Consider the following 24964-nt stretch of genomic DNA (forward strand, 5'->3'; position numbering starts at 1 on the left):
CAAGGAACAAAGGTACAAGGAACAGTAACTGGTTACCAGTTACCGGTCCCCGGTTCAACGGGCCGGCGACCGGAAGCCGGTAACAGGAAACCCCTACCGGTGGGCCAATACAAATATTAGTTTTATTGTTACTGTCAGTTGTTTTGCAATAGCGCTGTAATGAACCGCGTTAGTAAATACATTACCGGCATGTACCGGTAACCGAACAGCACTATTAACCTTAAATTGCACAACCATGGCCCAATATCCTGATCTGAAGATATTCGTTGTAGATGATGATATTTTTTGCGTTACCCTGTATGAACAGTTCCTTCGTAATCTCGGATACACGAACATAACCCCCTTTAATGCCGGTGACGAATGTTTGCAAAGCCTGAAAGAGCAACCCGATGTGGTTTTCCTCGATTATAATATGGAAGGCATGAATGGTATCGATGTATTGAAAAAGATAAAGGCTTATAATCCCAACATACTGGTTTATATGATCTCAGGGCAGGAGAACAGTGAAGTGGCCTCCCAGGCTATTAAACACGGTGCAGTAGATTATATAGTTAAATCATCTTTAAGCCCTGAAAAAATGCCGGCCATTATGAAAAAGGTTGAACAACTATATGTTCCGGTACAAAAAGAAACCAAAGTATCTTTCTTCAAAAAAGTAAAAGCAGGTTTGGGAATATAATTTGTATAACCCTTAAAATAAACATCACAACTATCCGCTATGTAAGCGCCCCTGAAAGGGGCGTTTTTAATTTCCCGCTATGGCGTTAAGGCTCAAAACAGTTTATAGTTTGAGGTTTGTAGTTTGTGGTTCTTTTGGTGAATCTTGCCGTGCAATTTTGATCCTGTTAAACAATTAAGGTGTTTGATCTTAACAATGAAACTCCAAAGCGCGGCAGCAACCACAAACCTCAAACCATAAACCCCGTCCGACCGGGTCGTCCGGACGGGCACAAACAAACAAATTTGCGCCTTTGCGCGAAATTTTCTTTACTATGCCAGCTTTTATTCAGCCTTCACTACGGGATAATTCTTGGTGGATGGTTTTTTATGACTCAATTCAATATTGAGCCCCACTATAAAATAGCGTTCTTTATTAAAAGGAACAAAAGAGTAAACAGGCACAGTGAATTTATTAAACGTAAAACCAACGAGTACACCGGGGTCGAGTATATTGCCTTCGATGCGATCGACGGTATGCTGTAGTGAAACGCCGGCATATAACCAGCGAAGACTTTGATACCCTACCTCGGACCAGCTGTATAAAAACTGGTTTTTGTACATGCCGGTTGACACGGAATATTGCGACTGGGCAGAGAAATAGAATTTATTATATGCAAGATCGATATTCAGGCCGGTCGACAAACCATTGAACCGCCCTAACGAACCACCGATTAACGGAACGAGCGACCAGGAAAGATCCTGATCGCCTGTAAAGGCTTTTCCCAAAAACAGGGAGAATGTTTGCTGGTCTTCATAATTATATCGCGCTTCGGCATACCAGTTCTTATTGTTACGAAAATGCATAACAGGCATGTACGTGTTTTGCTGGGCACTGCCTATAAAATGATATTGTTCAAAACTTACTTCATTCTGGCAAAACGCCGTTCCAAACAGGAATAAACATACAATCAGCGCTATATAACGGCTCGTACTCATGCAGCATATTCTACCGGCTTCATTTCCTTTCTTTCGGCAACTATTACAATGGGGGCATTGGTCAGTTTATCAAAAATGGAAATCTCCTTTAAAAAAGGATTCCAGTAAAAGATCAGTTTTTCGATGGGCTTCCACAATATCACCCAGCTAAACACATCCAGCGCATTGCTGAAGGCAGAGTGAATGCGGTGTTCTACCTGAAACACCAGCGGCATTACGCCCTGGAACAACATAACTATCAGCAGGCTCGCCACCAGTAAGATCCAGTTGCGCTTTTTAAACTTTTTGAACTCAGCTTCTTTGATCGACTTCTTTAATGAAAAATGGCGGCGAATGGCATGTACCAGCGGCTCTACAAATTCATTGTCAGATTCCTTTGCAACATTTAGTTTATAGGTAACTGCTGTATATCTTTTGATGCTGGAGGCATAGTTCATGATATATTCCTCAAACTCCTGGCTGAGCTGCCTTTTGTAAATGGGAGCCGGGTCGTTAGCATTAAAATAATCGTCAATTGTTTTTTCGCTAACCTTCAGAAAAATATTAATTCTTTTAAACAGCGGGTTGCTCATAAGGATATTTTACGGATCAAAAAATTTACTCCGCCAAACCTGTTCGTTAACAATAATTCTGTTAACTGCTCAATTACAATAAATTAAAAACGCTGAAGGATACCGTTAGCAGATGCTATACGAATACGTTATTGCAGCAATAAGTAAAAACACCTGTTTGTTTACAGATTAGTCTTTAAAAAGGGAAGCTATTGAGCAGCTGTTTAGTTCCCGCTGGTAAGTGGAAGCAGTGTAACCGTTACATACACTTTATACGATTATTGTCTATTGTCAATTGCGTAGTGCCAATTCAATATCGCTTAATTAAGCAATTTTATTTCTCGCAGAGGCCAAAGCCGCAAAGGTGATCGCTTCGCGATCAATAAGGTCGCAAAGAAAATGCATTTGTGCCGCCATGGCGGGACGCCTTTGCATGAGATATTTTAAGTCAGCTATCGAACCATTTGCGAAAGTCGGCGGCTTTGTCTTTACTGATAATGATATCATCGGTTTTCATGCCTTTCATTTTTACGATCAGTTTGCCAACTTCATCGGCACGAAAACTTTCAATGTATGGCAGGTGAATGATGCATTGGCGGTTGGCGCGGTAAAAGGCAGCTGGGTTTAGCAACTCCCCTATTTCATCGAGCGAGCGGTAATCGGTGATAAATTTCTTTCCCTCGAGATTAACGAGGTAAATGACTTCTTCCTTTACAAAACCTGCTACTTCCTGTTGTGGTATCAGGGCTATAGAGCGACCCATATGCACGGCAAACCGTTCCTTATATTTTTTACTTTGATTAAAATTACCCAGCAACTCCATCATTTGCTGCACATAGCCTTCGTTACTGAACTTTGACTGTAACTGGTGAAATTTATGCAGGGCGGTTTGCAGCTCCTTTTTGTCGACAGGCTTTAATAAATAATCGATGCTGTTCACTTTAAAAGCGCGAATAGCATATTCATTATATGCGGTAGTAAAAATAACCGGACAATTTATACTGCTGTCGGAAAATATATCAAAACTGATACCGTCGGCCAGTTGAATATCGGCCAAAATCAGGTCGGGTTTAGGATGAATAGCCAACCACTCTTTTGCTTCTTTTACACTTACGATCGGTCCCTGCAATGCAGCGCCGGGCTCCAGCTCATTTACCAGCTTAGCGAGACTTACGGCTACTAAGGGTTCGTCCTCTATAATTAAAATATTCATACCTATAATTCAAGTTGGCATTCGTTCAATTCATTGCCCATTGCCTATTGCCAATTGCCTATTGACCATTGACCATTCACCATTCACGGCTTCACAACAACGGTAACCTAACCTCAAAATGGCCTTCCGTATCTTTCACATGCACCGGTTTTTCGGTTAGAAATGCATACAGCTCTTTCAATTGCCGTAACCCATGTCCATTGGATGTTTCAATTTGTTTACGCAATTGCCTGTTGTTTTGTATGCACAGGCAGTCTCCATCATCTGTAATGCAAATCTGCAAGGGTTGGGCAACATGAATACTGTTGTGTTTGATGGCATTGTCGATAAGCATCTGCAGTGTTACCATAACAATGCCTTTTTCCATGGCAGCTTCTGAAATATTCAGCTTAATATCAATCGCCTCTTTGTAGCGTATTTGCAAAAGTGAAATATAGTGCTGTATAAAATTCACCTCGGTTTCCATACTTACCACCTCATTTTCCTTATGCTCCAGCACATAGCGGTACACTTTCGATAAATGACGTATAAAATCCGATGCCAGCGCAGGGTTCACCTGTATCAATCCATCGAGCGATGTTAAGGTATTAAACAAAAAATGTGGGTTTACCTGGTTTTTAAGGTGATGGTAGCGCATCATGGACTTTTCTTTTTCGAGCTGCGCGGTTTCGAGGGCCAGTTTCGATTTTTCTTCAGATGATGCTTTGTACTTTACAAACAGGTCGTAGGTATAGTAACCAAAGGTCATCATCAGAATAGTAATAATAAAAACAATGGCCAGAAATACCACCATGTTCCTGGTATTGATGGCCCACAGAATGGGCTTCGACCACATGTAAGACACAATAAAAACCGGCGAGAGCAATATCAGCGTAACCACCACCTGCAAAAATATCTGGGTGCCGGGCCGGCGTTCAAGTGTAAACCGCTTTTGCAGTTTTTTGTTTACCAGCACAATCAACTGCCAGATGGCACTGATACATACAAAACGGCAGAGGGTGCCAAACACATGTATATACCATGGCAGCGTAGGTATAATGATGTATCCGAAACCGGCAGCCACTACGCAAATAATGGATATAAATATGTAGGGATAATATTTATGTGAAATCGTCATGCTGTGTGAACGGCCGGATGCTATTGCCTGCTGCAATTTAATTCAGATTAATTTCAAAGAGCAATTTACTATCCTTTATCCTTATCAAATCATCGCCTCTGCTACCGGCATAAAACGGTTGCGCAACAGGCAGCTCCGCTAAATTACCGGTTGCGGGACTATCGAACCATTCTTCGAAAAAATCACAAAAAAACCCCGGCATAAAAAAATCAATCCATTCAAATAATAGATCGTTGAACGATTCGAACACGAACCTGTTAAAATATTTTATCATGAGCTTTGGTTTTTGATGAATCTCTTTAATGCCGCAAAAAGACAACAGGATGCTGTTATTTAAAAGCCCTTTTGCACCGAAGCGGAAAAATCAAACACCGAAGCAGACAAAAATGGGGTATTTCAGCTTTTTACAAATGAAAATAAAATGCAATAGCCACCCTGAGCGGGATTGGGACCGCCAGGGATCAATAGAACTTATGGCAAAATAAAATAATAAATATTGCAGGTTTTATTAAATAGTAAACGTATATTTATTTTAAATTCGTTTGTATTAAACAGTAAGTATGTATTCTGCAAACCACATAACAAAAACACTCTTTTTAACTTTTTTCCCGCACCGGATCCACTAACTTTCTCTTACTATTCCCTTACTATTCTCTTACTATTGCCTTACTTATCTTTTACTGATACTATGGGATTGCCATGGGTCATATACGGCGCAGCTATGGGATTGATACGGGTATGACATGGGATGAATACCCGGGTCTGAAGACGCCGGGCTATGCCCTTGTACCTTGCGCCTTTATTTTGCCAGCACAATTCTCACCTGCAAACCCGCGCTGGTAGTAGTAATGGGTACTGAGGTGGAAATTTTTGGAACGGTGCGCTGGCGGTCATAATATAATTTCAGGTTTACACGGTTGCTCAATACCACATCTACATATGGCGATATGCGTATCACCCGCTGTCCGCCGGTTATAATAGCATCTTCCCGGTCGAGATAATGGTTTACGGTTATGTTATCGGCATAACTTACATCAACATGCATATTAAGGTCGTTGCCTTTTTGGCCTGAGGCCGGTGATTTGCCCAGATGAATATTAAACGGCAATACCACATTGGGTTTACGCCATCCCAGCCCGAGTGCAAATTGCGTGGTGCGGCTTTCGGTCATCTGGTAATCGGTTAAACTTAAACTCAGTTGCCGTGTTTTACTGTATTCAATATTCGCCTGAATATTATTTACGAATTGCATTTCGGTGCTAAACAACGGAACGAACTGTTCGCTGATGGTAATGGTAGGCACCGCAAAGTAAGGCACAAAATTGCCGGTAGCCGTATCAATAAAACCCGGGTAATTAATACCAAGCGGATCTTTATATAGTAAAGAAGAATTAAAACTACCCACACTTAAGGTACTGGTATAACCATTGGTGAGCGTAAAGCTTTTAAATATTTTCTCCAATCCCGGAATGCGGGTAAGTCCATTGTATGTCAGCCGCCAGTTGGGTTTTGGCAGGTAACCGGCAAACGGATTGCTGCGCATACTGCTGCTGCTACTGCTGATGAGCGCTATATCCGATGCATCCTTGCCGGTATAGGCAGCAATAAAAGCCGGGATCAGCACATCCTGCGAATATTTTCCATAGCCTTTATAATAGCCATCACTTTGTTGAATACCCGAATATTTATTTATGCTACCCATTCGCTGCGAAATAATGATGCGGTTGTTTTCGAACTGCTGAAAAGTGTTGTTGCCGGAAGTATTTTTAAAAAGTGTTTTTACTGATATAAAACTGATGCTGAAACTACCGGTGGTCGACTGGTTAAGATGCGAAAATTCGCCATTACCCAATGTATCTTTTATCAGTTCGGTAAACTCCCTGCCAAATGATTTGGTTAGTGTGATATCGATATTCAGATCGCGAACCGGTTGTACCTGGGCGGTAACGGTTAATTGTTGATTCAGGTTTTGTGTATTGGGATAATTAAAGGTACTGTCGCCCGAGAGCAAGCCTTTTTGCGCCAGCGCATTTATAAATGCTTCGTTGGGTTGCCCTCCCAACACATAGCGCCAGCCGGGCTGCATGCTGCGCAGGTTCATACCTAATACTTTTGTACTATCCATATATCCATTAATAGTGCTCGTTCCGTTTTCGGCATATTGAATAGTTACCTGTTTAAGACCGAGCATCAAGTTTATGATCCCTTTTACGAAACCCGGCAATTCATAATTTGTTTTTTTGCGTTTTGTTGAATCCTTACCGGGTGGTGCAGGTACCGGCGGCGCTGCATTGCCGCCCTGTTGAACCGAATGCAAAAAAGCCGAACGGTTATACAGGTCGCTAAAGTTGAGTTGCGCGGTTATACTTTTTTGCTGAGTGTTTTGCAGCATATTACCCAATGAGGTGGCAGCGCGCGAGGCGGCCGTCCACCCATAGGTAGCGCGATAATCGGCATGTACGTTCGTCCAGCTAAGCAATGGCAGCTTACTAACCGGAAACGCGTATGAAACGGCGAGCTGGTGATTATACAGGGTATTGCGTCCTCCTTTTAATAAGCGGTCCCACGACTTTTGTTTTGAAGCTTTGTCAACGCGTCCGCTGTCTTCATCCACTACTCCATTGTTCAGGGCCGAAAAATCAATGGAGAGCGCCTTTGTAAGATCCCAGCGAAGTGCATAGGTTCTGCTCAATCTGAAATATTTATTGTACGATTCGGGAATATAGGTTTTCAATCCGCCACCGATATTGCGCGACTGATAAATGCCCACCTGCCGGTTCACAGCGGCATTGAAAGAAACGGTTGTGGGCAGCAGATTAATATTGAAATCTTTCAGTAACAACAACCAGTTCGACTTTGACCTTATGAACTTTTTAAAGGGAGAAAAAAACTTCGGGGTTGTTGCCCAGTTGTATCCCAAACCGGCCTTATAATATTTCACCTGATCATTTTCGGTTACTGAATCGCGGTGATCGGTTATGGTAACTGAATAACTTGCATCAATGTTCTCGATGCTCCAGGGTTTCAGCTTTTTACCGGTGATATTATTTTTTCGAACGCCGGTAAAATTCAGCGTACGCACCTGTGTGGTGTTTACTGCCTGCTGCAATATAGAATCGCGTTCGGCAGCCGTGGCCCCTTTTAATTTTTGTTTCAACTTTATATCAGTATCAAACGGATCATACTCCGGCGTGCTAACGGTTTTTGAAATACCGGCATACATGGGAATAGATAGTGCTGCTTTGCGCGGCAATAATTTTCCCAGTTCAAGATTAGTCGAACCATCGGCCTGCATGTTATTGTTCAACGATCGTTCATTGATATGCTGATCGATGCTGCCAAAGCCGGCGCTTTTATAACTGCCGGCCAGGCTAACCGTACCAAGACTAGCCAGTTTTATATCTACTTTTCCCAAAGCAGCCCACCCTCCTTTTTCATCTACATCCGACAAACGCAATTCATCGAACCACAATTCGGCGCAGGCATTCTGGTCACTGATATTTTGAACACCCAGGAAGAATGCTTCTATCTGGCCCAGACCGGGATTGCCAAAGATGGCGAGAATACGGCCACTGGCTTCTTTTTCCTGATAGTATACATTAGAGGCACCCAACTTGTTGCGGTTGATCTTTAACTGTACAAGGTCCTGTAATTGTAATTGCAGCTCATTAACAGATGGCCAGATATCGGTATCAGCTGTAGCGCCCCAATGTGTTTTTTTGAGCGGGATCTTTATTTCGTAAAAATTATTGATGAAATCACTGCCCAGCCGCATCACCGCATACAACTGACCGTCGCTTATGGCATTATCAGACCCGGCACCTTCAACATGTATAAACATATCTATCTTTCCATAGCGGCGCAAATCGAGCGATATATTTTTATATACACCTCTTGCATCACCAGGTGCAAGACTACATACCTGTAAACTCATAGCCTGCTCGTTTTGCAAAATAGTTACGTTGTTATTGCTGAGCGATTCCTGCCGTTGAATACCGGGCGGCAACACATAAGGCACCGGCGTGCGCGAACTGTTTTCTTCAATATTCACGGCAGTCACATTATACGTAGTAGATGAAGAAGAAGGCAACGCTGTATACACGCCGGTTGTATCGAGTTTATAATTAAATGTACGCCATGCATTGCGCACCAGGTCGAATGAAGCAAAGCGGCATACCACCGAATCGGAAAAACCGGTAAGGAACAACCGCATAAACCGGATAGATTTAAAATCGGCAATGCCTCCCACGGCCTGCGCATAATTAGTAACCGGTATCCGAAACTGGTACCAGGTTTGGGTAACACCGCCGGTTGGTGTAAATGTTCTTTTATCGGTGATAAAATTGCTGCCGGTTGTAAGTGCAGCAGGCCTGAGATCGATCTTATACTCAAAATATGCTTCCAGCTCATTTAATGAATTGTCGCGGTCGAGGTCTTCCTGATCGGGATATAATGTAAAAGCACTTACATATTTATCGCCGCTGGCTGCTACCGACGAATTGCCCTGCGTGCCGTTGATATGTTTATAGCGTCCGAGTATTCCGGTTTGCGATTCATCATAAGTAGCATCGCGAAAGTACCGGTAATTGTCGGCCGACGGATCGCTGTTCGCCTGCTGATATGCCGCCGACCCGGTTCCAAAACGGGAGGCTATGTCATCGATATATGTTTTGAACTGTACGCGTTCACTGTCGTCGTTCAGGCCATCAAAACCAACATCCTGGTAAGGGCGGTCGGCCGCATTGCTGCTGAATGCGTTGGTAACCTGCACGGCATTCAGCGGTACTTTGCCCCATACCGAGGTATCGGTAGCTGTGGCAGTGCCTGCTGTTGGTAAACCGTTCTCGTATAACCGCTTCTGGTCTTTTAAAATATCTTCCGACACATTTCCCAGATCGATATACAATTGTCCGCCACTGCCTGTTGGATTCAGTATAAAAGGATCCTGCATCCAGAATTCGATATATTGTATATTACTTGTTTCAAAATCGCTTTGATCTATCGACCGCATGATACCGCCCCAGCGCGTTTGCGGATTGAGCAGCCGGCCTTTTTCGTTTATACTGCCGGGTCGTGTATCGAAATTGTATGGCCCTCTTTCGGATGGATAAAATGCCAGATCGAATGTAACCAGTTGCGACTGGCCGTACTCAGATGACCTGGTGGGATACAACTGTTGTTCTATAATCGACATGATGCGGGGATCATTAAAATTCTCATAACCGCGCACCGGGTTTTCGGTAGATGATTTGCTTTGCAGGGTAGCTTCAATATTATACCAGGCGAGGTTGGCCCGGTTATAACCGTACTCCCTGTTATCGGCCAATGCCGCTTCGGGAAACAGGCCGTTTCCCTGTGGTGTTGAAGCAAGCGCCCAGCTTGTGATGGGATACCGGACATCGATGTTACTGGCCGTACCTTCAAAATCATCTACATAAATAGTACCGCTGCCGCCTTTGCCTATTTGTTTGGCATGGCCGGGTTGCAACACGGCTGTTTCGGCATAGGCCGAAATAGCGCTTATTTCATTTGTATTATAAAACGGAAGGCGGTTAAGCCACCGGGTGAGTTGACGCGATTGCGCTGTATAACTTACATCGGCCCCGTACATGGTGTTTCGCAACGGATCTTCGCCATAACTCACTTTGGTATAATACGGACGTTCAGTAAGGCGTTCCATGGTGGCGCCGATACTGAGCGATTCTGTGGCCGACTGTTTGGCCATGTAATCGAGCCGAAGTCCCAGCAATCCCTTTTGCTGCAATCCCGACGTAGCATTGTTCTCAAACTGCACATTCACTGCTACACCCGAATTGATAATGGCCTGATTAATGATCTTTACCGAACCCTGCGTATAATCCACTACATAATCTACATTTTCGGTAAGCGTTTGTCCGCCGGCAGTTACTTTCACCGAGCCCTGCGGCACATTGAGCGCATTTAACGATATATCCGAACCGGCCTGTCCTTTTGCAGAACCACTGATCACAAAGCGGTCAACATTCGAAAAGGTTTGAGCCACCGCTTTGATGGTATCATACAACTGGCTGTACAAATAATTTTTAGCCAGCGTTGGTGTATTGGCAAATGCCAGCGAATCAAGATCATGACCGAATGGTTCGAGCAATGGAAATATCACGAGGCCGCTTGTGGAATTGATCGTATAGCCTTCTACATAATCAAAAATGCCATCGGGCGACGGATCGTTCTGGCTGTTGAGTTTGTCGAGGTTCAGCACACTGATCAGGGGCACTCCGGTTTTATCGCCTTCGGGCAAATACCGTTTGCTGCCTTTACCGGGATCATCGTACAATACATTCAGGCGAAATCCATCGGCCTGTATATTGGAGATATAACTGCCGCCCTGCATTTTAATTGAATACACATTCTTCATCATCAGATTCCACAAAGGCAAATCGGTATGCGGCGATGTAGCCTTGAGCAGTTTTACAAATAATATTTTTGAAGTCCCTGCATAACCACCCTGTGTGGTATCGGGCGGTACATCCTGCGAAAATTCGCCCACCTGGTAAATTCGTCCGTTATAGCTATACTGGTAAGCCACTGCCAGCACATCATTCGCCTGCAGCGTTTGATTCAAAGAAATAAAACCAAGCCGCGGATAAATTTTATAAGAAGTAGAATCGAGCTTGCGGGCATATACTTTTTCAAAGTCTTTCGATTGCGCTAATCCCAGTGTGGTTAATACATTCACCACCTGCGACGATTGCCGGCTGTTGCCGTTGTTTATAACATTTCGATATTCATCATTGACATCGTTGAACGGATAAGGACCGCTTAGCCCATGCACATTACTGTTCGCCGGGCTTGATTCGCCCAGATCGGTAAGCCCTACAATTTCGCGGGCATTGGTAGTAGCGCCTGTTCTGTTGGTAACCCAAACTTCGGCGCGTAATATTTGCACCGATGAATTAACAACAGGCAGGTTGCGCATGGCTTTGTTATAATTGCTGCGAAAGTATTGCGCCAGTAAAAAATGCCGGTTCTCATCATAGTCAGATGCTTTGAACTGAAAAGAACTTGTAGTAGCTCCGCTCTGCATGTTCATCGATTGTGTTTGCGACCGTTGCGAAGCCAGCACACCGGTAACAAACAGCTTACCAAACTGCAGATTGGTTTTTAAACCAAACAACGACTGGGCGCCGGGTATCAGGGTACTGCGGGTTGAAAATGAAATATTGCCTGCCTCTATCTTTTTTATAATCGACTCGCTGCTGCCCGTATATTCGAGCTTTATCTGATTCATAAAATCAAAATTCGCCTGGGTATTATAGCTGATGGGCAGCTTCAGCGTATTACCAATAGAAGCCATGGTATTGAGGTCGGCATTCATGTTAAAGTCGGGCCCGCCGGTTTTACGTGCCTTTTCGGGCAATGCGGGGTTTTCGGTTTTCTGCCCCTGGTAACCGGCTAATATATCAACGTTGCCCTGCAGGTTCAGGGTTACCTTACCATTGCCAAAAATGCGATTGAACAGATTATCTGTTACCGACAACTGCGGACGTACCAGTTTTTTATTTAGCAGGTTGCCTACATTTGAACGGCTGCGAAAATAATCCTGCTCCTGCTGTTGCCCCTGCAACCGCATGAATTCATCAAAAGTGTACCAGGTGGGAATGCGGTAATAGCGGTCGCCTACTTTCTCAATGATGTAATATTTTTTCTCCTTCGCATCATACACTATAGAATCCCTGATATTCGATGGCTGTTTAAGATCAAAAGGATTTTTTTCAGGCGATGAGAGGTAATCACCCCGGCGGTCGCTTAAATGAAAGCGCAGTGAGTCTGCTGGTTTTGTAGTGTCACTGCTTATTTGCACTTTCTGTAGTACAGTTGGCAATGGGCACCCGGCAATAGGAAATGGATTATTGTCAGCGGCTTTACAAAAAGCAGCAGGCCAACACACAACTATGCCTGCTGCTGTAATCACCACAATGATGCTACGGATCAAAAGATTTTGGATTAGTTAGGTAGAGGGCTCTCCGATAAGCACTTTGTTTTTGGTGAATAGTGAATGGTCAATGGTGAATCTCTTTCGCACAAACCGATATCACGGATATATATACGCATATATCAGGCATAGGGTTTCAACTGCACTATAACTATGATACGCAGGAGTATTATAAATGGTTGGAGAAATTTTTCGAATTTATTTACGGCAGTAACCCGCGAAGTTTCATTCAAAAAATATTTAATTGAATCAACGATACAATTGAATACCTGATCGATACAGCGATCTAACTGGCAGACTTTAGATAATTGTTGTGCAGGAAGAAAAAAGTTTTAACGTCGGGTTGAAAGACACATTTTTCATTTCCGCTTTGTTAATTGCTCAACAGCACTTTGATAAGTTTCACCAACCGGCAATTCCTGCTGATCGATGAAAACACTGCTTTTGCGGACGGATGTAATACTATCGACAGATACAATATATGATTTATGGATTCGAATGAACTGAGCTGCCGGCAGCTCTTCTTCAACACTCTTCATACTCATGCGCACCAACAAAGGTTTGGCGGGCGGACACAGGTAGATTTTTACATAATCCTTCAGGCCTTCAATCCACATAATGTCTTTATACATCACCTTTACCTGCCGGTAATCGAGGTTTACAAAAAAATAACCAGGTGCAGGCGCGCCGCTGTTCTTTTTTACCTGTCGAAGCTGATACAATTCCCAGGCCTTGTTACAAGCCAGTAAAAAGCGGCTTAACTCAACCGGCTTCAGCAAATAATCCACCACGTTCAGATTAAACCCTTCAAGGGCAAACTTTTCGTAAGCGGTAATTAAAATGAACATGGGCCGTTCGGTAAGGCTTTGTATAAATTGCAGACCGGTTAGCCGGGGCATTTGTATATCAGTAAATACCAGGTCAATTTCGTGCTGCTGCAGTACCTTATTGGCTTCAAATACATCTTCGCACAGGGCTACCAGTTCCAGGTAGGGCACCTGGCTAATGTAGTCTTTTAATAATTGCAGGGCAAATGGCTCATCATCTATTGCTATACATTTCATCATGTGTGCTGCAGATTTAATTGCAATGATACAGTAAACCAGTTATCTGTATCATTAATTAACAGACTGTGCCGTTCGGCATACAATAAGTTTAATCGTCTTTTTACATTTTGCAACCCTATACCCGATGTTTTATCCTTTATTTCATTACCTCCCTTATTGAACCGGTTGGCCACTCTGAAGTAAAGCATATTGCCGCTTGTATGCAGTTCTATTTCAATGGCAGGATTTTCAACAGCACTCAGGCCATGCTTAAAAGCATTTTCAATAAAAGGTATCAGTAACATGGGTGCAATAGCAAATTCCTCTTCTCCTGCCTGCATGCGAACTTTCAGCGCTACTTTATTGCCAATGCGCTGGCGTTGCAGATCGATATAACTTTGCAGATAGTCGATTTCTTTTTTCAGCAACACCTGCTCCTCGTCTGACTCATACAATATATACCGCATCAGCGACGACAGTTTTAAAATGGTAGGTTCAAGCTGATCGCTTTTTAAACGGGCCATCGCCAGCATATTATTCAACACATTGAACATAAAATGCGGACTGATCTGCGAGCGTAAAAAAGACAGTTCGGTTTTTAAATTTTCTTCCTGCCGTTCCTGCAACAATTTTTCGCTCTGCGCCCTGTCCTGCGCCTGCTTTATGGCAATACTCACGGCCAACGTGAGCACAAATGGAAACAGGTTAAACCAAACACCACCAAATAACCTAAAATGGTGAAACCTGATCAAAAAACCAAATGCCCAGCTATGCACCAGCAACACAAATACATAATACCCTAATACTACCAATACATACATTCCATAATTCCTTCGGTTAATAAACCGGGGTGTGAACACATAGGCATTCAGATAATACAAAGGCACCCAAAATAAATTAGTAATAGTGTTAAGAAAGAAAAACCCTTTATCGTCGGGATCGTTCGGCCTATCGGGATCGTACCGCAAAAAATAAGGCAGCAAAAACAAAACGAGCCATACAGCAGTATGCAGTAATATTTTTCGCCATGGTATGTTTGATGTGTTATTCATGCTTTGCATGTTGCTTTAACAAACGTAATACTTTTTTATGTGCTTTACCGGTTCACTTTTCATGTTTGCCGTTTCACGTTTTCCGTTTCACGTTTACTCATATCGCAATGCTTCAATGGGGTCGAGGCGCGATGCTTTTTGTGCCGGATAATAACCAAAGAATACGCCGGTAACGGCGCACACCATAAATGCCAGCATAACCGACGACTCTGAAATCAGTGTTGGCCATCCTAAAAACACCGTAACCAGTTTGGCGGCAGTAATACCCAGCATTACCCCAATAAGTCCGCCGGTTACGCTTATTAAAACAGCTTCTACCAGAAACTGTAATAAGATATCTCTTCCACGAGCACCGATCGACATACGTAATCCTATTTCGCGTGTACGTTCTGTTACCGATACATACATGATGTTCATAATGCCAATACCGCCTACAAACAACGATATACCTGCAATAGCCGCCAGCAATACGGTAAGCAATTCACTGGTTGAACTGATGGTATTGATCAGTTCGGCCTGTGTACGCACACTGAAATCATCTTCTTCACCGGCTTTCAGCTTATGATCAGCACGCAATATGGAAGATATTTCACTGGTAGCCGTGTCGGAACTCTGCTCATTAACGGCTGAAGCATAAATGGTTTGAATATGCGTAATAGCCAGTATTCGTTTTTGTACCGATGTATACGGGGCCAGTATAATATCATCCTGATCCTGTCCAAAAGTATTTTCGCCCTTTTCGGCCAGCACCCCAATCACCTTAAACGGAATTTTATTAAACCGTATCACTTTGCCGATGGGGTTTTCGCCGGAAGCAAATACATCGTCAACAATGGTTTGACCAATCAAACAAACTTTGGCGGCGGTATTCACATCTGTTTCGGTAAACGTTACGCCGTCTTTCAGCTTCCATTCGCGAATGGTTAAATAATCCGGACTTACGCCCTGTATAGTGGTAGGCCAGTTTAATGAACCATTGATCACCTGTCCGCTTGAGGAAACAGCCGGTGAAACGGCCGTTACAAAATGTGTTTTACTTTTAATAGCCTTTACATCTTCGATCCTGAGCGTTTGCAGATCAGATGCGCCAAGGCGGGCGCCCCCTCCTACTGTTACATTACTCGAAGGGCGAATATTGATCATATTCGATCCCATACCCGACAACTGGGTGCGTATGCTTTGTTTTGATCCCTGGCCAATAGCCACCATGGTAATCACCGACGCAACGCCTATAATAATTCCCAGCATTGTCAAAAAAGCGCGCAGCTTATTACGCTGTAAAGCCCTTAGAGCAATGCGAAAGAGATTGTATATTTTCATAATCTTTTCATTTAATTACCTACATCTGTTGATGGCTTGATGGTTTAATAGTTTGATGGTTTTCGTTGAGTAACAGAGGTCGTTTATTTATTATTAACACTCCGCAGGCAATGAAATTCATTTGCCTGAAATGAAATTCAACGACTCCAACCATCAATCAATCTAACAATCCAACCATCTAATAGTCATCCTTCACCGGTAGTGCTTCCAGCGCTTCCTTCGCTGATCTTACATAATCATTCTTCGTGTCTTTTATGATCTTTCCGTCTTTCAGGGTGATGGTTCTGCTGCTGAATGCCGCTATATCGGGTTCGTGAGTAACGAATACAATTGTTTTTCCCTGCCGGTTCAGTTCCTGCAGCAACGACATGATCTCGTAGGATGTTCTTGTATCGAGGTTACCGGTTGCTTCATCAGCCAGGATCATTACCGGTTCATTCACCAGGGCCCTTGCAATAGCCACACGCTGTTGCTGACCGCCCGAGAGCTGGTTGGGCAAATGACCGGCCCTGTCGCCCAGCTTTACTGCCTGCAATGCCTGCATAGCCCTTTCGCGCCGTTTAGCTGCACTTATTTTATTGTTATACAAAAGCGGCAGCTCAACATTTTCAAGCGCCGATGTACGTGCGAGCAGGTTATAGGATTGAAATACAAAACCGATCTTCTCATTGCGCAATCCGGCCAGATCATTACGAGAAAGCGCTTTTACTTCTACTCCATCCAGCAAATAGGTTCCGTTACCGGGCTTATCGAGGCAACCCAATATGTTCAATAAAGTTGTTTTACCCGAACCGCTGCTACCCATGATGGTTACAAACTCACCCTCCTGCACCTGAAACGATATTCCTTTTAAAGCACGTACTGTTTCACTGCCCATCACAAATTCGCGTTTGAGGTTTTGTATATTGAGAATTGTCATTATTGATGGCTTTATGGTTCGATTGTTTGATGGTTGTTGATTCGTTTCACAGAATGCCTTGTTTATTCAACTCGCTGTGATTCGAAAACGTATTATTGTTATCTATACAATAGCGGCACCTTAACTTTTGCGCCGTCGCGCGAACTATTACTGTGGCGGCGGGCCCTGGTTTTTGTTTTTGTTATTTCCCGGCGGCTTCGGCATAAACGGACTGGATGATGCCTGTGCCTTTTCTGTTTTTTGTTTATTGGCTATTTCATAACCGGTTACAATTTCATCGCGCGCATCAATTCCGGATAGTATCTGCACTTTTGTTTCGTCTGTTATACCGGTTGCCACAGGCACCGGTACCAGGCTACTGTCTTTTTTCAACCAAACCATTGCATGTTTACCTTCATTGGAAGGTTGCACATTACCGGCGCCGGGCGGTGCAGGCATATTAGCGCCGGCAACAGCATATTTTTTCATCACTGTTGAATCGGGCTGAAACGAAACCGCTTTTGCAGATACCAGTAGAATATTATTTACCTCCCTGGTATAAACAGTAATGCTGGCTGTCATGCCGGGTTTTAATTTCAGCGCATCATTGGGCGCATCGATAATGGTGGTATATGTAACTACGTTAGATGATACCCCGGGCCGCAATCTTATTTCTTTTACCGTTCCACTGAATGTATCGGCCGGAAATGCATCTACCGTAAACACCACCCGCTGCCCTTTTTTAACGTTGCCAATATCGGCTTCGTCGACCGATGCCTGCACCTGCATTTTCGTCAGGTCTTTTGCAATGCTGAATAAAGTAGGCGTGTTTAAGCTGGCGGCCACTGTTTGCCCTTCACTTACACTGCGTGATAATACGGTTCCGTTGATGGGCGAATAAATATCAGCATACGACAAATTCTTTTCTGCCGATGCCAGCTGCGCTTTTATGCTCGCCACATTTCCACGGGCGCTATTGTACAGATATAAGGCATTTTCGAGATCGGCCTTACTCACCGCACCAGCCTTGTACAACTCCTGCTGGCGATTATAATTGCTATTCTGAAAAACATAATTTGCCTGGGCCTGCGATAGGTTGGCGTTGTATTGCTCAACCTGTGCCTGCAGCACCGATTTATCTAATTGCGCCAGCAATTGCCCTTTTTTCACCGGTGAATTAAAATCAGCAAATACCGTTTTAATTGTGCCCGATACCTGGGTACCTACCGCAACAGTATCTACCGGTTGTATGGTACCGGTAGCGGTTACGGTACTGGCAATGGAGCCAACAGCAGCATGTTCTGTTTGAAGCACCAGCACGGTAGCGGCTGATCTGAATTTCCATGCCCATATGCCCGCTGTTACCAATGCAGCGGAAACTATCCATAATATCCATCTGTACTTTTTCATCTGCGTATGTTTAGTTCGTTTTTCTGGTTTAGGTGTTTTTAAGCCGTGTTACGGCCCGATGATTGTCAATTGCCTATTGCCTATTGCCAATTGTCAAAGGTTTTCCCGTATAAAACTCATATACCTTGTTATACAGGATAGCGGTATACTTCGCCTGCATAAATGACTGCATTGCCTGTACGTACGTACTTTTTTGCTGTTGCCATTCCACTATGTTTACTGCTCCCAAACGCAACTGCTCATTGGTTATATCGTAACTTTCCCTGCTGGCATTGAGCTGCGTTTCAGCAGCAGCATATTGAGCTTTGGCGTTCTGCCAGTTTATATATGCCTGCTCAACCTGTTGACTCAGCGTAGTTTTTGTTTGCATCAACGACAGGTTTGCCTGCTCAATAGATATCTTCGACTTTTCGATACTTGTTTTATTGGTACGGCGACTGTAAATAGGAATGCTTACCGTTACCCCGAGCGACTGATAAAAGTTATTGTTGATCTGCGTAAAATATTTGTAGTCCTGGTTGTTTGAGTAACCCGATGATAAACCGGCGCTCAACGAAATGGTGGGCTTTACCCCGGCCTTTACTTTATTCAGCTCAACCTGCGTCAGTTGTACCGACACTTCTTTATTTTTTACTTCGGGCCTTGTATTGAGCGCATCATTGAGGCCGTTCAATAAAGAAGGGGTTGTTTGCTGTACATCGACGGTGTCAGGCGCAACCACGTTCAATTCGTAATCGACAGGCAACTGAAGCAATTGTTTTAATGAAAGCGTATTACCGCGAAGCGTATTGCCGGCATTAACCAGGTTATATTCATCACCGGCCACCTGTGATTGTACCTGCACCAGCTCTTTACGCGATATGCTGCCGGCATTAAAACGGGTTTGCGTTTGTTTTAACTGTTCTTTTGAAGTTGCCAGCACGTTTTCATACGACACGATATTTTCCTTCGCCAGCAGAATATTTAACCAGGCCTGTGCAATACTTAAACTAATATCGTTCTGCGTTTCCTGCACATTCAAACCGGCTATTTGCACGCTCAGGTCTTTTGATTTGATGTTATTTTTCAGGTAGCCGCCATTATAAAGCGTAAGGGAAGAATTAAGTCCGTAACTACCCGAAACACTGGCCTGCGTTTGAAAACCACCCACCACCGGGTTGGCGTTTTTACTGTTCACGAGGCTTTGTGAAATGGAGCCTGATACATTCGGTAACACGGCTGCTTTTGCCTGCAACAGGTCCTGTTCAGATGACGCCACCGAAAGTTGCAGCGAGTTGATTTGTATATTGTTCTTTTTTGCATAATCGAGGCAGTCCTGCAAAGTCCAGGTTTGCGGTAATTGCTTTGTGCTGTCCTGTGCCTGAATCACCGGTATGAGCCCGCCTGTTACTATAGCTAATATTAATAGTATCTTCTTCATAAACTCAAATTCAAATTATCCGATTGTATGTTCCTATCTTCCTAAAGGGAATGTGTACTCAAAAGTAGCTATGGCGGGCGCCGTGGAATGGCATGATGAGACGAACCGGCAAAAGTTTGCGACGAAGCTTTAAAAACAAAAAACCCCGCCATACGGCGGGGCCAAACGTAACGCACGAGAAAAAGCACTGCCCATACCAGGAGCAATAAAGCTCAAGGTACAAGGCACAAGTCGTTCATATTTAAATAGCCTGTGTAAACCGCATGACCTTGTGCCTTGTACCTTGTATTTTGTGCCTTATTTAAACAAGCCCGTGCGGTTACGCAATTCTTAAACGAACCATCAAATTATTAATCTTTCAATCCCAGATATGCCTTCACTTCTTCATAATTATTCCAGTTAATTTTTGTGCTGGTACGCAGGGCTGTGCCACCGGGAATAATTATGTAGCGGTATTGAAACCGTTTATTGTTCGATGCATCAGTAAACGTAGAAACATTCTGCGAAGCATCCAGTTCTATTTGCCCGGCAGAATAAAAGGATTGAATACTGAATGCCCCTGAAAAAGGAAGCGGAACAATAAGCTTATTAGCGGTTGTGCCAAAGTTCCAATACACTTTTATTTCGCCCTTAGACAAAATATCTTCAGTGATCTTTGTGTCATTAATCAGATTGAAAAAGATGCCGTTGGTAGTATCCGCTGTAAAGGTTAAATCGAGCCAGGGCGAATACTTTACATCTGCAGTTCCGGGATCGCCTTTGTCGCCTTTGGCGCCGGCATTACCGGTAGCGCCTGTAGCGCCGGTATCTCCCTTTGGGCCGGGATCGCCTTTTTTACAGGCAGTAACCGATAAAGCAATAGCCAGCATAAAATAAAATAAATGGTGCAGGCTAAATTGATGTGTGCGTTTCATGTTCTTGGTTTTTATTTGTTTTGAATTAAAAAATATGCAGTTGCGCTAAGAGCTATCTTTTTTCTTTTTTTACTCGTTTTAATTTTGGTGATTAATCCACAGACTCGTTTTCTCTTAGCTATCGTATTAAGTTCACAGCCCCTTTTCGCAGCACCTCTGTTCCATCTGTAAGCACTAATCGAATTACGTAGGAGTATACACCCATTGGCTGCTGTTTTCCCCTGTGTGTACCATCCCAACCGGCAGTTATATCGCGGCTTTCGGCAATCAGCTCACCCCACTGGTTAAATATTTTTATTTCCATTGATGCTATTGCATTGCCATATGGTTTGAAGCTATCGTTCATACCATCGGCGTTTGGTGAAAATGAATTAGGAATGAATATTTCGTCGCTTAATGTTTTGCCCGATGCCGACGCAACCGCACTCATCTGACAGCTTAAAGCTCCAAGGGCAGTAACTTCGATGAGTATCGTTTGCAGAGGCTTTAAACCAGTTATCGTATACATGGTTTGATTACCGCTGGCATACGGGGCGCCGTTTATTTTCACTTCGTATGCGGCTGCTCCTGCAACGGGAAGCCACAGGAAGGTGATACTATTAGTTGTCGCATTAACTATTTTGACCATCGGCGCCTGCAGCGGACCCGCAACATTCACCTCGTGCAACGCTACGGCAGACGTGCATCCGTTTTCGGTTATCTGTAGTTGTAATGTATAATCACCGGGCCTGGCAAACTGAATAACATATGGTCCGGCGCCTGTTCCGCTTTTTATGGCAGCCCCGGCAAAGTTGTTCCAGTTGTACAATGCTGATGCACCTGTACTTCCTGTAAACTGCACCTGTTGCTCGCCCGGCCAGCAAACGGTATCAGGAACAACTTTAAAACCGGCTACCGGCAAGGGTTTTACAGTAACAGGAACGGTGGTTGCCACTTCGCATCCGAAAGCATCCTGTGCAGTTACAGAATAAGTAGTTGTGTAAGACGGCGACACGGTGACTGCCTGCCCTGTTTCATTACCGGGGTTCCAGGTATAACCTGTAGCGGTACCACCCGCTACCGCAGCGGTCAATGTTACCTGACTTCCGGCGCATATCTCCGGTGAACTGGCCGTTGCCGAAAGCGTTACACCCGATTTTTTATCAACCGTTCCCTGCCAGGTGGTTGTACATCCATTAGCATCGGTTATAGTACATGTATAGTTACCTGCTGCAAGGTTCAAAGCGGTTGAATAAGTTTGCGCAGGCGTTGTATTCCATAAATAACTAAGCGGTGGTGTACCGCCTGTTGTACTGAGCTTGATGCTGCCATTAGAGCTGCCACAGCCGGCTGCTGTTATAAACGAATTGACCACCAGTGGTGTATAGGCCATGCCTGATACGGCCAGCACTACCCCTCTTGAATTAGACCCGCTGCCCGAAACGTAGTTAACGGTTACAGATTGCAATAATTTTGTTTGATTGGCGCAGGCTATTGATACATCCAATGGGAAAAAACGCGGATTGCCCGATAACCCATCGGGCGTATAAGGGCCCGTTGTTTTACGGGTTACTCTGCCAAATCCTGAATACACAATATTGTTGCCGATGAACCAGTCGGCCACTGTATAATTGCCGGCATTCACTGTTGTTCCATCGGTAAACTTCAACACAATGCCCAGCGTACTGCTTCCTTCGGTACTAAAAACAAGCAAACTTATTTTTGAAAAAGAGGCAGGCGATGATAATGTAAGAACGCCGGATGCGCTTGTATTTGGCGCGTTGCCCGAAGCAGAAAGATACAGGCCATTGCTGGCCGTATAGGAAGCCAGCTGATATATACCCGTACCGGCATTTACATAGCCATTGTTTACCATACCTCCCAACATGCTGTTGGCGGCAGCAAATGCAGCGGAATACAATACATAATTACTGAGATCAAGCACACAGGTTGTTGTTGCGAACGAGCTGGTGCCTGATTCGGCAACAATATCGTTATTGAATCCGGTTACGTTAACGGGTGTAAAGGTTTGCGCATGTACCACGCTGCACCTGCATGCTGCCAGCAGCACCATCATTCGTAATATGTGTTTCATTACAGGATAAAGTTTTGGTTTGGCCGTAACGGCGCCACGGTTTGTTTTCATCGCCAGGGTAACCGTGGCACTGTTTATTGATGCTCACTTAACAATTTTCTGATACTCCGTCCGGTCGCTGAATACTATCTGCACTATATATACGCCGCTTGCATATCGCCCCAGATCGAACTGATAGCTGCCGTAAGATGCCGCAGGCGCATGGATCAATTGTTCTGCCACTTTCTGTCCGGCGCTGTTGTATATCGAAATGCCTTTTAGATTATCAGGCAATGGATAAAACTGTACAGTCACTTTATCTTTAACCGGATTGGGCGTAACCAGCCAGCTTTTTTCGCGTAGCTTGGTATTCACTGCTGCTTTTTTGTATATCCGTACATCGTCGATATACACATTGTTACCATTTTCGGTAGTGTTTAAAAAGGCCAGCATAACAGGCCCTTTATTAATGTAAGGGGTAAGATCAACCGAATCTTTTCGCCATTCACCGGCAGCAGGCACAAAAGCCTGGCTGGTTGTGGTTACACCGGTGTTTAATGATGAACCTGCTCTTTTATATAAACTGTTGTAGGATTTTCCGCAATCGGTGCTTATCAATACCTGCAACGTATCGAACTTAATATTGAATACGCCCGAATTGTTTCGTTCTGCCGTTGCTACCTGAAACGACAGGAAAGCCGAATCGGCATTGGTAATATCAGTCTGGGGTAATCGCAGATAATCTTTTTCATTTTCTACCTCATAGGTATAATTGGGTATCATCACCGCACTGTTACCACTCTTCGACACACTGGTGATATGCTGCCAGGTAGCGGCGTTATCGGGGTTTACAATATCCCATCCGGGAGGAGGAAAGGTGGTGCCTTCAAAATCTTCTGTCAGCGGAATAGTTACCGGCGGATAATAGGCTATTGAATAAGTGAGGGTATTGTTTGAATTATCCATATCGGCACCGCCATTGGGATCGGCCACTGTAACAGTAACCGAATGTATGCCTGCCGTGAGCGTTACAGGGTTTGCATAAGCCTGTACATTTGCCAGGCTTTGCACAGTACCATTCCAGTGGGTTGTAGCAACAGTTGTTCCATCGATACTGGTTATAATATTCGCCGATGTAACTGTCGCAGCACCTTTGTTGCGAATCAGCACAACCGGTGAAACCGATGCATCACACACGCGCGTGGGCATATCGGGGCTGTTGTTCAACGCAACATCGAGGGTCTTTAAAGGAACCGGCTCAGCACCGTTTGAAGTAAGCAGGGAACTGCGGTTTAAACTGAGCGACGTTTCCATACGCTCTGCCTGCATCATGGTAAACATAAACATACACGCATCATCGGTGTAGTCCATAAAATCTTCATGTAAAATACCCGGTGCAGTATCTGTACAGTTATCTGTTATTACGGCGCCACCGGGGCAGCCAAAAGTGGCATCACCCTGATCGGGTGTATCGTCTACGTCATCTGATCCGGTGCAGGCGCCATTATCATCGCCCCAAATATGATACAAAAAGAAATAATGACCGGTTTCATGCGTAAGGGTCCTGCCCTTGTCGTAAGGCGCTCCGCCTCCGGGCAAACTGCTATTCAGGATCACCACGCCCTGAGCCGACTGAGCACTACTGCCGGGAAACGTTGCATAGCCCAGAATACCACCTGAAATTTTACAAACCCACACATTCATGTAACGGGATGGGTCCCACGCATTATCGCCACCGGAACTGTTGTATTTAACACCGTCGTTCGATATACTGAAAGAATTGAGGGTAGTAACTTTGCGCACAATGCCATTGGTGGGCTGGTCATTGGGCGTACGCTGCGCCAGCTTAAACTGAATGATCGATTTACCGAATAAAGGCTTAAACGCTGCCGGAATGTTTACCGAGTCGGCATTGAGGCCGGCAAAATCTTTATTCAGTGTATCCAGCTGTGCCTGTATCTGCGCATCGGTAATTGTGGTTGGGTCGGTAAGCACAATATGAAATACTATCGGAATATACACCGTTGTAGCAGCAATACGTGCCGAAGGCTGTATTAGCCGCTGTGCAACTGCCATCTGCAATTGCGATTTGCTGTTGCTGAACCGGGCCTTTAACAAAGGATCTTTGGCAAAACTGCTTTCGAGCAATTGCATGGTAGCGCACCGTCCTTTTACAGATGGCTGTTGCGCTTTGAGGGTTACAGCCATTATAAGAATCATTGTTACAGCTGCACTGTGTCTTATTACTTTTAAAAATGACATTCTATAATTATTTTACATAGAGGGATGATTTTTCGACCTACATTCAGCCCCTTCGGGGCTGTACCCATAACGATACCTTT

General features: G+C 44.3%; 16 protein-coding genes. 1 reads left to right on the forward strand and 15 read right to left on the reverse strand.

All coding sequences use genetic code 11. From position 1 onward, the window contains the following. Positions 1-235: 235 nt before the first annotated feature. On the forward strand, positions 236-679 hold the full coding sequence (locus AC59IL_RS30760; protein WP_496556084.1) for a response regulator: 444 nt from the start codon (positions 236-238) through the stop codon (positions 677-679). Between the two features lie 323 nt (positions 680-1002). On the opposite strand, the gene AC59IL_RS30765 is transcribed toward AC59IL_RS30760, so the two are convergent. From AC59IL_RS30765 to AC59IL_RS30835, 15 genes are all read right to left on the reverse strand, one after another. Next, positions 1003-1656, reverse strand: coding sequence for a hypothetical protein (locus tag AC59IL_RS30765; protein ID WP_496556085.1), 654 nt, complete (start codon positions 1654-1656; stop codon positions 1003-1005). Beyond that, complete coding sequence (locus AC59IL_RS30770) at positions 1653-2228, reverse strand: hypothetical protein (protein WP_496556086.1); 576 nt, start codon at positions 2226-2228, stop codon at positions 1653-1655. Before AC59IL_RS30770 ends, AC59IL_RS30765 begins: the two co-directional genes overlap by 4 nt. A gap of 427 nt (positions 2229-2655) precedes the next feature. After that, positions 2656-3420 (reverse strand): LytR/AlgR family response regulator transcription factor, encoded by a 765-nt coding sequence (locus AC59IL_RS30775; RefSeq protein WP_496556087.1) that lies wholly within the window; start codon positions 3418-3420, stop codon positions 2656-2658. Between the two features lie 91 nt (positions 3421-3511). Further along, the gene (locus AC59IL_RS30780) at positions 3512-4537 is read right to left on the reverse strand and encodes a sensor histidine kinase (RefSeq protein ID WP_496556088.1); all 1026 of its coding nucleotides are present in this window, start codon (positions 4535-4537) and stop codon (positions 3512-3514) included. Between the two features lie 37 nt (positions 4538-4574). Further along, complete coding sequence (locus AC59IL_RS30785) at positions 4575-4811, reverse strand: hypothetical protein (protein WP_496556089.1); 237 nt, start codon at positions 4809-4811, stop codon at positions 4575-4577. A 525-nt stretch (positions 4812-5336) separates the two neighbouring features. Further along, positions 5337-12509 (reverse strand): T9SS outer membrane translocon Sov/SprA, encoded by a 7173-nt coding sequence (sov, locus tag AC59IL_RS30790; protein WP_496556090.1) that lies wholly within the window; start codon positions 12507-12509, stop codon positions 5337-5339. 359 nt (positions 12510-12868) lie between these two features. Further along, a complete protein-coding gene (locus tag AC59IL_RS30795) occupies positions 12869-13576 on the reverse strand; it encodes a LytR/AlgR family response regulator transcription factor (protein WP_496556091.1) in 708 nt (235 codons plus the stop codon). Then, positions 13573-14607: a sensor histidine kinase gene (locus AC59IL_RS30800; RefSeq protein ID WP_496556092.1), complete on the reverse strand. Its 1035-nt coding sequence runs from the start codon at positions 14605-14607 to the stop codon at positions 13573-13575. The genes AC59IL_RS30795 and AC59IL_RS30800 overlap by 4 nt, the downstream gene beginning before the upstream one ends. Positions 14608-14700: 93 nt before the next feature. Beyond that, positions 14701-15927, reverse strand: coding sequence for an ABC transporter permease (locus tag AC59IL_RS30805; RefSeq protein WP_496556093.1), 1227 nt, complete (start codon positions 15925-15927; stop codon positions 14701-14703). Between the two features lie 178 nt (positions 15928-16105). Further along, the gene (locus tag AC59IL_RS30810; protein ID WP_496556094.1) at positions 16106-16846 is read right to left on the reverse strand and encodes an ABC transporter ATP-binding protein; all 741 of its coding nucleotides are present in this window, start codon (positions 16844-16846) and stop codon (positions 16106-16108) included. A gap of 147 nt (positions 16847-16993) precedes the next feature. Beyond that, a complete protein-coding gene (locus AC59IL_RS30815) occupies positions 16994-18235 on the reverse strand; it encodes an efflux RND transporter periplasmic adaptor subunit (RefSeq protein ID WP_496556095.1) in 1242 nt (413 codons plus the stop codon). A 73-nt stretch (positions 18236-18308) separates the two neighbouring features. Further along, positions 18309-19655 (reverse strand): TolC family protein, encoded by a 1347-nt coding sequence (locus AC59IL_RS30820; protein ID WP_496556096.1) that lies wholly within the window; start codon positions 19653-19655, stop codon positions 18309-18311. Between the two features lie 350 nt (positions 19656-20005). Continuing rightward, positions 20006-20569 (reverse strand): collagen-like triple helix repeat-containing protein, encoded by a 564-nt coding sequence (locus tag AC59IL_RS30825; RefSeq protein WP_496556097.1) that lies wholly within the window; start codon positions 20567-20569, stop codon positions 20006-20008. A 118-nt stretch (positions 20570-20687) separates the two neighbouring features. Then, positions 20688-22643: a T9SS type B sorting domain-containing protein gene (locus tag AC59IL_RS30830; protein ID WP_496556098.1), complete on the reverse strand. Its 1956-nt coding sequence runs from the start codon at positions 22641-22643 to the stop codon at positions 20688-20690. 84 nt (positions 22644-22727) lie between these two features. Beyond that, positions 22728-24884, reverse strand: coding sequence for a choice-of-anchor J domain-containing protein (locus tag AC59IL_RS30835; protein WP_496556099.1), 2157 nt, complete (start codon positions 24882-24884; stop codon positions 22728-22730). Positions 24885-24964: the final 80 nt, after the last annotated feature.

It is taken from the genome of Niastella sp. sgz303648 (assembly GCF_059587045.1).